The organism is Ideonella azotifigens, assembly GCF_006519715.1.
GTDB classification, from domain to species: domain Bacteria; phylum Pseudomonadota; class Gammaproteobacteria; order Burkholderiales; family Burkholderiaceae_C; genus Ideonella; species Ideonella azotifigens.
Genome location: NZ_VIDT01000136.1, coordinates 1 through 10,680 on the forward strand (window position 1 = coordinate 1; position 10,680 = coordinate 10,680).

The following is a 10,680-nucleotide window of genomic DNA, read 5'->3' on the forward strand; positions in this document are numbered from 1 at the left end:
GCCCTGGCCTACCCGCTGGCCGCGGGCGGTCACGGCGACTATCCATCGCACACGGCGCACGCGGCCGGGCCGACCCTGACGAAGCGCACGATGGACTGGTGCAGCCACCATTTCTTCGGCGACGCCGGCCGCGCGCCCGATCATCGCGGCGCACCCTTGTTGGCGGACGATCTGTCGAGATTGCCTCGTACGCTGCTGATGCTGGCAGCGCTGGATCCGCTGCGCGACGAGGGCCTGGCCCTGGGAGCACGCCTCAACGACAGTGGCGTGCTGGTCAGCGTGATCGAGTGTCATGGCCTGCCGCACGGCTTCTTGTCGCAAGGTGGATTTTCGGCGGCCGCGCGCGCCGCGCAGCGGCAGCTCGGTCGCGCCTTGGGCGACGCGCTGCACGAGGCCTAGGGCAAGCTGCACGTCAAGGTAAAGCGCCAGCGTCAGGTGTCGATTGCAGCAGCGCTTCGATCATGCCGGGCAGTTGCACGTCCATCAGGATCAGGTCGCGCGGCTGGTGTGCGATGGCAGTGAGCGCCGAGGCCGCGTCGATGGCCGTCACCGCCGGATGGGCCGTTGTCGCCGAGCACGCTGGAGACCAGCGCCAGGTTCATCGGCCTGTGGCGCCCGAACAGCTGCGTGGTGGATGTCACCCTCCGATCACGTGGTCCACCTCGTGCGCCTCCCACGGCAGCGGCAGTTCCCAGCGGTGCAGCATGCGCGCCAGGGCCTGCTGGCTGAGCGTGGTGTCGCGCAGGCAGTTGCGCTGGAACAGCGTGGCATGCGGCACCTCCAGGTAGACCAGCTGCACCTGCGCGTCGTAGGCGTAGAGCAGGTCCAGGGTCTTGTTGCGCATCTGCTCGCTGAGATGTGTGGCGTTCCACACGAAAGGCGCGTGCCGGCGCAGCAAGGCCTTGGCCTTGTCCACCGCGTGGTGTGCGGCCATGCCGTCGTTCTCGCCATGCTTCAGGCCGAGCTCGGTCTTCGCGTCGTCGAACGAGACCACCGGCAGGCCGGCCGCGTGCCGGTCCACCCAGGGGTTCTTGCCCGAGGCCGGCAGGCCGCTGAGCACGATGACTTGCGAGCCGGGCGGCTGGAACAGTGGCGTGTCCAGGTGCAGCGCTGCACCGCGGGCGTACATCAGCCGCGTGTGGGCCGACGCGGCGGCCTTCGGTTGGTCCCAGCAGCCGTCCTCCCGCGCCAACTCCTCGAACAGCGCGATGTCGTCCAGCCGCGCCTGCTGGTCCTCGCAGATGCGCCCGCGCATGTCGGCCCGTGCCACGCAGACCAGGTCGCACAGGTCCACGCCCCAGGACAGCTTGCGGGCGATGAACTCGGGCGACTCGCCGCGGCGTGAGTCGAAAGCGAAAAAGGGCACCTGATGCGCGGCAACGATGCGGCAGATGGCCTCGCGCACCGCAAACGGCAGGCCGGCCCGCCACAGCAGCACCCGCACGTCGACCGCGCCGCGCCGCGAGTGGCCGGGCTGGCCGATGTCGCCGGTCAGCGGGTCCACCACCGTGGTCTCCGGCTTGCACAGGTCGTGCAGCAGCGCGGCCAGGAACAGCACCAGGCGGCGCGTGTCGCCCGCCGCCTGGTAGTGCGGGTCGGCCAGCAGCGCGTCCAGCACCATGCTGGTGTGGATGCCCACATTGCCTTCGGCGTGATAGCGCGGGCTTTGCGGCGTGGTCTCCAGCGCATGCAGGCGAGGGATGGCCTCGCAGCAGGCGGCCCAGTCGTAGTCTTGCCCCGGCGCAGGGCACAGCGCGCGCAAGGTGTCGGCGTTCATGCGGTCCTTCCATCGTGGTTGGGTTGTGGCCAGCCGACCAGCGGCTGCGGCGCGTGGAGGTCCACGCCGTCGGCCAGGCCGTTGGGGATCAAGGGTCGGGTGCTGTGGTGCGAGCCGGAGTCCAGGATGGTCTGCACGAAGTCCGGCCGCACCCACTTGTAGCGGCCCAGCACCTGCTCGCCGTCTTCGAGCTTGATGTAGAGGCCTTCGGCCAGGTCGGACGCGTCGGTCTGCCGCCAGGCCAGCGCCAGGTCCAGCGACTGGCGCCGCACCGCCCGCTCGAAGGCTTGCCGCCACGCCGGCCCCTTGGCCAGCGAAGGCTGCAGCAAGGCGCGCAGCGGTTTCAGCGCCGCTGGCATGGTGCCCTGATGAAGGACAGGCACGCTGAGCACCGGCGAGCCGGCCAGCAGCGCGTGGCGCCTGGCCGTGCTGAGGAACACGCCGGCCTGCCGGTCGAACACGTCGAACTCGCAGAAGTAGTGCGGCAGCCGGTCGTAGCTGACCGAATGCTTCGCGTACAGCCACTCGCCGTACATCACGTAGCGGTCCTCCAGCAGCGCGAGCAGGGTCGCTTCGTGGGCCTTGGCCCATTGCTTGAACGGTGCGAACTGGCGCTCGCGCCCGCCGCCGGCCAGGTAGTGGCCGCGGGATTGCAGCAGCAAGTCGCCTGCCGAGGTGAACGAGACGGCGACGTTGGCGCCGTCGAGCTTTTCTTCGATCACGGCATGCCGGCCGCGCAAGTCGGCCAGCGGCACGTGGTCGTGCCCTTCGTCACCGGCTTGCAGCCGGGAGCCCTCCAGGTGGGGCGTGCGGGGGTATTTCAGGATCTCCAGCGAGTGGAGTTCGGGCGCGAGCGGATGCTTCGCGTCAAATGGCGCAGACATGGTCGTCTCCAGGTTCGGGTGAACGAACCGACGACCTGACAACGCGGTGCCTGCCTGGCTGGGTGCGGCGCCTCCACCATGGCGTGGCGGCGCGGGCACGGAGCGCTTGCAGCGGCGGCCGGACTCTGGGGCATGCGCCGGGGCGGCGGCATGGCGAGGGCTGAGGGGTCAGCGCCTGGGGCGAGTCGGAAAGCGGTCGACGGCTTAAAGGGCGGCGATGCGGCAGGGCAATTGAAGCTCCGTGGCGGCTGGGGGTGGCAAAGGGAGCGCAGTCTAGCCAAGCAGGCCGGTGCTGACAAGGGCTTGCATGTTGCGTCTCGCTGCGGCAACTTGCGCTTGGCTGAGCACTCCCAAGGTACAGGGTCAACCCGGCCATTCGACCTAGACCGGACACGGGTGTCATGGCGATGTCGGGCTTGACGCGGGTCAACACAATGACTTCGTCCAACCCACGAACCCGCGAGGAGCACCCCGGTGTCCATCGAATTCGAAACCACTTTGGCGAACCTCAGCCGCCGGCAACTGCTGGTGAGCGGTGCCGGCCTGGCCGCCACGTTCGCCTTGCCCGGTGCGGCCATTGCCGCGTCTCATCTGTCCCACCCCAACGACCCAACAGGAAATCAAACCATGAGCTATGTGACCACCAAGGACGGCGTCCAGATCTTCTACAAGGACTGGGGCGACAAGTCGGCCCAGCCCATCGTGTTCCACCACGGCTGGCCGCTGTCCAGCGACGACTGGGACACGCAGATGATCTACTTCCTGCAGAAGGGCTTCCGCGTGGTCGCCCATGACCGGCGCGGCCACGGCCGTTCGGCGCAGGTCAGTGAAGGCCACGACATGGACCACTACGCGGCCGACGCGTTTGCGGTCGTCGAGCATCTGAACCTGAAGAACGCCGTGCACATCGGCCACTCGACCGGCGGTGGCGAAGTTGCCCGCTACGTGGCCAAGTTCGGCCAGCCGTCCGGCCGCGTCGCCAAGGCCGTGCTGGTCAGCGCCGTGCCGCCGCTGATGCTCAAGACCGCGAGCAACCCGGAAGGCCTGCCGATGGAGGTCTTCGACGGCTTCCGCAAGGGCGTGGCCGAAAACCGCGCACAACTCTTCCTGGACGTGCCGGCCGGCCCGTTCTACGGCTTCAACCGTCCTGGCGCGAAGACGCTGCCGGGCGTGGTCCAGAACTGGTGGCGCCAGGGCATGACCGGCAGCGCCAAGGCGCACTACGACGGCATCAAGGCCTTCTCCGAGACCGACCAGACCGAAGACCTGCAGACCATCAAGGTGCCGACGCTGGTGATGCACGGCGACGACGACCAGATCGTCCCCATCGCAGACGCGGCGCTGAAGTCGATCAAGCTGTTGAAGAACGGCACGCTGAAGGTCTACAAGGGCTACTCGCACGGCATGCTGACGGTCAACGCCGACGTGCTCAACGCCGACCTGCTGGCCTTCATCAAGGGCTGAGTCCCGCGCGCGGGCTTCCGGCTCGACGCAAAAGCCCCGGCCCGCGAAGGCCGGGGCTTTTTTGCGTCTGCGTTCAGCGCGCCGGCGCGGAGGCCGCGGCGGGCGCGGGCAGCCAGCTGGTGAACGCTGCCGGTGCCCAGTCGTAGCGCCCGTCGCGCGCCAGGATGTGGCCAATGCCGGGGAAGGCGATGTGCGCCGCAGCCACCCACTGGCCCTGCTGGGCCGCTTCGGCAAACAGTTGGCGCCGCACCTGCTCGGCCTGGTCCTGGTCGCTGTCGTATTTCAGGCGAATGCCGGGTGCGGGGAACTGGATGGGTGCGACGTGCACCACGTCGCCCCAGACGACCAGCTTCTGCCCCCGGCTCTCGACCACATAAGCCGTGTGGCCAGGCGTGTGCCCGGCGCTGGGCATGGCGCGCAGGCCAGGCAGCAGGTCCACGCCGCCGACGAAGGTCTGCACGCGATGCGCTGCCAGGTAGGGCTGCAGCGACTCGATGGCGCCGTCGAACATCGAGCCGAGGAAGGCGGGCGCGAGCTTCTGCTGGTCGCGGCTGGTCCAGTAGTCGGCGTCGGTGCGGCTGATGTGCAGCGTGGCGTTGGGAAACGCCATCTGGCCGCGGGCGTTGATGCCGCCAACATGGTCGCGGTGTAAATGGGTCAGGAAGATGTCGTCGACCTGCTCCGGCTGGTAGCCAGCCGCGCGCAGGTTGGCGATCAGGTGGCCGCAGCACTCGCCGTACAGCGTGCCTGCGCCGCTGTCGATGAGCACCAACCGCGAGCCGGTGTTGATCAGGAAGGCGTTGATCGGACCTTCGACCGGGCGCGGCGTGTCGGCGCTGGCGAGCAGCTGGTCCAGCTGTTCGTGCGTGGCGTGTGTCATCACCTCGTCGACCGGGAACGGGTGGGTGCCGTCCAGCAGCGCGGTGACTTCGAAGTCGCCCAGCATCATGCGGTACCAGCCGGCCACCTGCACCCGCTGTTGCGGGGCGGCCGCCCGGGCCGGCGGGACGGCAAGCTCGACGGCGAGCAGGGCGCAGGCCGTGAGGGCGCCTGCCATGACAGTGGAGATCTTGCCGGGAATGCGCGAATGAGGAGACATCTGAATGCTTTCTGAAGCGTGCGGCGCTCAGCGCAGCATCTGGCTGAGTCGGTCGACCACCTCGGCCCACTCGGCATCGTCGGCAATGCCGGTGCAGAGAAAGTCCGATTGCGCGGGCGTCCAGAACGAGGCTTCGGACAGCACGACGCCGGGGGCCAGCGGTCGGTGCGTGGCGACGAAGCGGGCGATGTCCTCTTCGGCGCTGGGCAGGCCGAGCTGCTGGAACAGCGTGGGCAGGTCGTGGCAGGGCTGCTGGGTCATGGGAACTCCTGTGGATCGGTGGTGGTGCGCGACATGCGCCCATGGCGCATGCTCGCCGCGTGCGCGGCGATCCGTCCCCTGGCAATGGGGCCGTCGCCGCTCTCCCGAAATGCAGAGGTCGACGCTTGCCCGCCGCTGCGCGGGTTCAGTCTTCGAGGAAGGCCTTGCCCTGCAGGATGTACAGCAGCGTGCGCAGCGTCATCCACAGCACCATCAGCGTGGCGCAGCCCAGCGCGACGGCGGCCACCGCGCCGGTGGCGGGGCCGGGCTGCAGGCGGTGGTAGGCCAGGCAGGCGCCGGCCCAGCCGTCCAGCGGGAAGGTCATGGCCCACCAGCTGAGGAAAAACGGGCCGTGCGTGATGCGCGGCACCAGCGTGGCCAGCAGGATGGCAATGAACAGTGCCAGGTTGTAGAGCACCGTGGCAAGCAGGCCCACCTGGCCGACCTGCGTGGCTTCCAGCGCGGTGTAGGCCGCAAAGCCGATCGACGGCGGCGCCAGCAGGATGAACAGCGTGGGGATGCTGCGCTCGCTCATCGGCGCGAAGAACAGCACGCGGTGCATCGCGATCGTGAAGAACACCAGCCACAGCACCAGGCCGACCGAGAAGAAGAACCAGCTGGCGTGCACGAAGCCCAGCGGCGCGCCGCCGACCGGCAGCAGGATGTTGCCGACCACCGGGATGAACCAGGCCGGCGTCATCACGCTTTCGTCCTGCGCCGCGAGCAGCCAGCGGCGGATCAAGGTGAGCGCCAGCGCGAAGTGCGCTGCGGCGCCCAGGCACCACAAGGCCCGCGCCAGTGGTTCGTTGTAAGGCCGCAGGCCGATGGCCACGACCACGGTGGCGACCGAAGCGGCCGGAAAGAAGCTGGACCGCACCGCGTGGTTGAACTCGGCGCGCACCGCGTCGAAGTGCAGCAAGGCCTTGGCCACGTGAGTCACGACCAGCAAGGCAAACAGCGCGCAGCTCAGCCCCAGCAGCACCTGGCTGCACCACAGCGGCAGGCCGAACACCGCGTGCGCGCCGGCATAGGCATTGGCCAGGCCACCCAGCCCCATGACCCAGGCGAAGTTGGCGACGGACTGGCGCGCGAGCAGGGGTTGGACAGTGGGCAGCGCGGTGGTGGTCATGGTCGTCTTTCGGTTGGCGCGCGACGCGTGACAACGCGTGTCACGCGTGCGTCGGACCCTGCCACTGTCAGGCAAGACCCGCCGAAAGACGACTCCCATGTGGACGATGCGCCGCCCTCCCGGGCGGCGCCGCTTACCGGGCGTGGGCGCGGTTCAGCCGCTTCTCCTGCCAGGCCTGCAGGCGCTCGAAGGCCAGGCTCATCAACCAGTACAGCGCGGCGGCGGCGAGGTACAGCGGCAGCGGACGGAAGGTGGCGGCGATGAGTTCCTTGGTCGCCAGCATCAGCTCGGTCACGGTGATCACCGAGACCAGCGAGGTGTCCTTGATCAGGCTGATCAAGGTGTTGCTCATGCCGGGCAGCGCTGTGCGCAAGGCCTGTGGCAGGACCACGAAGCGCAGCGCCTGCGCGTAGGTGAGGCCCAGGCTGTAGCCGGCGGCCCACTGGTCACGCGAGACGCCGTTGAGCGCGCCGCGCAAGGTTTCGGAGAGATAGGCCGCGGCGTTCAGGCTCAGCGCCAGCAGGCCGGCGGTGAACGGCGAGAACTCGATGCCGATGCTGGGCAGGCCGTAGTAGATGACGAACACCTGCACCAGCAGCGGCGTGCCGCGCATCATGCTGACGTAGGCCGCTGCCGCGCCGCGCAGCGCCTTGTTCGGCAGCACGCGGGCAATGGCCAATGGAAAGCCCAGCACGGTGCCGCCCACCATCGCGCCCAGCGCGAACATCAGCGTGTAGCCGCAGCCCTTGAGCAGGATGGGCGCGGCATCGCGGAACAGTTCCCAAAGATCCAGCAGTTCCATCGGTGGGTCTTCGTCAGTTGCTCAGCGCTCGGACGGCGCTTTGCTGACGTCCACGCCGAACCACTTGACCGAGACGGTCTTGAAGCTGCCGTCCTTGAACGCATCGGCCAGCGCCTTGTTCAGCGCGGCCAGCAGCTGCGGGTTGCCCTTGACGACGGGAATGGCCGACTTTTCCACGTCACCCACCGGCGCGCCGGGCTTGATCGGCAGCGGCGAGGTCTTGACCAGGTAGTTGACCATCAGGCTGTCGTTCAGCGCCGCGTCGATGCGCTTGGCGGCCAGGTCCTGCAGGTATTCCGGCGCGCCGGGGTAGCTGCGCACCTCCACGCCCGGCGTGGCCTTGGCCTTCTGCTCGAAGTTCGTGCCCTGGCCCACGCCCAGCTTCAGGCCCTTGAGCGCTTCGAGGTTCCTGAATTCACGCGTCTCGTTCTTGCGCAGGATCAGCTGCGGCGCCGAGATGGTGTACGGCTCGCTGAAGTCGAAGGCCTGCTTGCGCTGGTCGGTCACACCGACCTGGTTGAGGATCACGTCGTACTTGCCGGCTGAGAGGCCCGCCAGGATGCCGCTCCACTCGGTGGTGGTGAACTCGGCCTTCACGCCCAGCTTGGTGGCGATGAGCTTGGCCAGGTCCACCTCGAAGCCGGCGAGTTCGCCCTTGTCCTTGAAGTTGAACGGCGGGTAGGTGCCTTCCAGCGCCACGCGCAGCGTGCCACGGCTTTTCACGCCGTCCAGCAGGTCGGCCGCGTGAGTGGCGAGGGCAGCGGTGGCAAGCGCCAGGCCGGCGAAGAGCGAGGTGGAAATCTTCATGATCTTGTGCGCTTCCTGAGTGAGGCGATGCCCGGTGGCACCGAGGGGAGTGAGGCTGCCAGAGGCGGCGCGGAGATTGTGGACCAAGGCCCGCGAAGCTGCTGGCGCGTGGCGAAAGCACCAAGGAAAACGGCGCCCCGCGGGGCGCCGTTGCCGGTCAGTTCAGCCTGCCCGCATCACGGGAAGCTGGTCACCGTCACCGGCGTGCTCGGGTTGGTGATGAGCGCCGGGCCGCCGGTGCTGTTGATCACGTTCAGCGTCCCTCCCATGCCGTGGCTGGGGTCCAGGAAGATGGTCGTGATGTCCTTCAGGCTGCCCTTGGGCAGGCTGCGCGGCACTTCGAACGCGCGGGCCGCGAAGATGTCGATGCCCTGGTTGAAGAAGGTGTACGAGCCCAGCGCCCAGGCGTTGAAGGCCTTCACGTCCTTGTCCACCTTCAGCGCGGCCCAGCCGGGGCTGGTGGGCGACTTGGACCAGGCGGCCTGCGAGGGCGGGTCGTAAGGCATTTCGTTCTGGAAGAAGATGACCTTGCCGCGCTCACCGTTCCAGATCGCCTGGTACTTCTGGTAGTGCTCGACGAACAGGCCGTAGGCCGTCACGTCGTCGCCGTTGACGATCACGCCGTGGTCGGCCGGATTGACCGTCCAGCCCACGCCGTTGCCGTGGTCGGCACGCCAGGCCCAGATGTTGTCCAGCAGGGTGCCGCCGGTGTTCACCGCCAGGCTGTTGGTGGCCGAGCCGGCCGCCATGCCGCCGATGCGGAAGAACACGTCGTGCAGTGCGCCGGGCTGGTCGGTGAAACCAGCGGTGTTGGCCTTGGTGCCCACTTGCAGCAGCACCGAGGACAGCACCGGGCCGGCATCGAAGACCACGCCGGCGATGTCGACACCCGGCACGTCCGTGACCTTCATCGCGATCACGCCGCCCTGCGGTACCAGCGTCGGAAAGCCCAGGCCCAGGACCACGGTGTTGGCGCGCTTGACGACGATGGTCTGGCTCAGGTTGTAGACGCCTGGCGTGAGGATCAGGTGCTTGCCAGCGGCCAGCGCCTGGTTGATCGCGGTCACCGAGTCGCTGGGCTTGGCGATGAAGAAGTCGGCAATCGGGATCGCGGTGCCGGCGGTCGGGCCGTTGGCCCAGGTCGTGCCGCTGGAGTTGCGGCGCAGGGCCGGCACGAAGACCTTGTAGCCGCTGTCACCGTCCACGTAGAGGTAGGGCGCCTCGCGCGTCACCGGGCTGGTGGCCAGCGTGGTGTACGGGCCGCAGCCGTTGCCGCCGGGGAAGCATTGCGCAGGCGCGCCCAGCACGCCGGAGAAGACCTGGTTCCAGACGCCGTTGCTCCAGCCGGCCATCGCGCTGTCGCGCACCAGCCATTGCTGCTGCGAGCCGTTGATCACGGTGTTCTCGAACTTCGAGTCGGCAATGAAGCCGCCGCTGGCATAGGACGGCCCGGTGCAGTAGTCCATCAGCGTGGTGTTGCCGTTCACGCGCACGCGGCGCATGGGTGCTGCCTGCGAGACGGCCCAGAACTCGCCGGCGTAGCAGCCGAAGCTGCTGTTGCTGACCTCGATGTTGAGGTTGGACAGCGAGCGCCAGAAGTTGCTGAGCGCAAAGCAGCCGCTGCTGTCGCACTGGTTGTAGACGTTGATCGAGCCGGTCACGGTCACGTCGGTGGGCGAGCGGCCGAGGCCGGCAACGGCGGTGTTGTAGCCGACCTGGAAGTTCAGCGGCGCAGCCGGCGTGCCGTAGGCGCCGGGCATGAACAGCACGGCATCACGCTCGGGGCCGAACTGGTTGGACACCTGGCGCGCGGCAATGCCGTCGACCACGGTCTGGATGTCGGCCAGCGCCATGTCGGGCGTGAGGATGTGCACGTTGGGGCCGAAGTCCGGCGCGGCGACGACCGTGGGCTTGACGGACTTCGCGAAGGCCGTGGCCGACAGGCCGGTGGTGGCGATGACGGCGGCCAGCGCCAGCATCAGCGGTCGTGTGCGCCGCGCCTCGGCGTTGTGGCGCGCGGGCGCGCGACCCGCCGGTGAGGTGGGAAGAAGCTGCATCTCTGTCTCCTTTTGTTGTGGCGGCGGCCGCGATGCGGGCAGCGCGCTGCGCCGGTTTGGAACCGATTCCATCGGTGCCGCGGCGCAGCTTACTCCGCAGGAGTTTCGAGGGGGTTACTTCTTGTGCGTCAGGGCGCTGCGGTGTGGGTGAGCCAGGAAAAACGGCGCCCCGCGGGGCGCCGTCGTGTCAGGGGCAAAAAGCAGCTCAGTGGCAGGACTCGCCCGCCGCCGCGCCGGGGCAGCTGCTGTAGTTGCTCTGCAGGTCCACGCCGTCACCGGTGCGGCCATAGAGCGCCAGGGTCTTGGCGTCGTTGGCATTGACCACGCTGCCGCGGTTGCTCAGGCTGATGGTGGCGTCGCGTGCGCTCGGGCTCAGGCCGCGGTCACCCAGGCGGCCGTT

The 10,680-nt window shown here is 68.5% G+C and carries 12 protein-coding genes; 2 read left to right on the top strand and 10 right to left on the bottom strand.

Features of this window, described 5'->3' with window-relative positions; genetic code table 11:
* The coding region (locus FKP22_RS11055) for an alpha/beta hydrolase fold domain-containing protein (RefSeq protein ID WP_141287549.1) at positions 1 to 399 on the top strand (399 nt) is incomplete at its 5' end.
* Positions 400 to 412: 13 nt separating this feature from the next.
* Here the strand turns inward: FKP22_RS11055 and FKP22_RS31950 are convergent.
* From FKP22_RS31950 to FKP22_RS11065, 3 genes are all read right to left on the bottom strand, one after another.
* The gene (locus FKP22_RS31950; protein ID WP_170200850.1) at positions 413 to 550 is read right to left on the bottom strand and encodes a response regulator; all 138 of its coding nucleotides are present in this window, start codon (positions 548 to 550) and stop codon (positions 413 to 415) included.
* 87 nt (positions 551 to 637) lie between these two features.
* Positions 638 to 1,777: an AAA family ATPase gene (locus FKP22_RS11060; RefSeq protein WP_141287550.1), complete on the bottom strand. Its 1,140-nt coding sequence runs from the start codon at positions 1,775 to 1,777 to the stop codon at positions 638 to 640.
* A complete protein-coding gene (locus tag FKP22_RS11065; protein WP_141287551.1) occupies positions 1,774 to 2,661 on the bottom strand; it encodes an RNA ligase family protein in 888 nt (295 codons plus the stop codon). The genes FKP22_RS11060 and FKP22_RS11065 overlap by 4 nt, the downstream gene beginning before the upstream one ends.
* Before the next feature lie 627 nt (positions 2,662 to 3,288).
* On the opposite strand from FKP22_RS11065, the gene FKP22_RS11070 reads away from it, so the two are divergent.
* Positions 3,289 to 4,125, top strand: a complete 837-nt coding sequence (locus FKP22_RS11070; RefSeq protein ID WP_170200854.1) for an alpha/beta fold hydrolase — start codon at positions 3,289 to 3,291, stop codon at positions 4,123 to 4,125.
* A gap of 73 nt (positions 4,126 to 4,198) precedes the next feature.
* Here FKP22_RS11070 and FKP22_RS11075 read toward each other — a convergent pair whose 3' ends face one another.
* The 7 genes from FKP22_RS11075 to FKP22_RS31955 all read right to left on the bottom strand — a co-directional run.
* Positions 4,199 to 5,224 carry an MBL fold metallo-hydrolase gene (locus FKP22_RS11075; RefSeq protein WP_170200851.1) on the bottom strand — a complete coding sequence of 342 codons (1,026 nt, stop codon included), beginning with the start codon at positions 5,222 to 5,224 and terminating at the stop codon, positions 4,199 to 4,201.
* 27 nt (positions 5,225 to 5,251) lie between these two features.
* Complete coding sequence (locus tag FKP22_RS11080) at positions 5,252 to 5,485, bottom strand: DUF2789 family protein (protein ID WP_141287553.1); 234 nt, start codon at positions 5,483 to 5,485, stop codon at positions 5,252 to 5,254.
* Positions 5,486 to 5,630: 145 nt separating this feature from the next.
* Complete coding sequence (locus FKP22_RS11085) at positions 5,631 to 6,614, bottom strand: SLAC1 anion channel family protein (RefSeq protein ID WP_170200852.1); 984 nt, start codon at positions 6,612 to 6,614, stop codon at positions 5,631 to 5,633.
* Positions 6,615 to 6,747: 133 nt separating this feature from the next.
* Positions 6,748 to 7,416, bottom strand: coding sequence for an amino acid ABC transporter permease (locus tag FKP22_RS11090; RefSeq protein WP_141287555.1), 669 nt, complete (start codon positions 7,414 to 7,416; stop codon positions 6,748 to 6,750).
* A gap of 21 nt (positions 7,417 to 7,437) precedes the next feature.
* Positions 7,438 to 8,223 (bottom strand): transporter substrate-binding domain-containing protein, encoded by a 786-nt coding sequence (locus FKP22_RS11095; RefSeq protein ID WP_141287556.1) that lies wholly within the window; start codon positions 8,221 to 8,223, stop codon positions 7,438 to 7,440.
* Between the two features lie 176 nt (positions 8,224 to 8,399).
* Positions 8,400 to 10,280, bottom strand: a complete 1,881-nt coding sequence (locus FKP22_RS11100) for a pectate lyase-like domain-containing protein (protein WP_211361374.1) — start codon at positions 10,278 to 10,280, stop codon at positions 8,400 to 8,402.
* Between the two features lie 205 nt (positions 10,281 to 10,485).
* Positions 10,486 to 10,680: hypothetical protein (locus tag FKP22_RS31955; RefSeq protein WP_170200853.1), on the bottom strand; the 195-nt coding region annotated here is incomplete at its 5' end.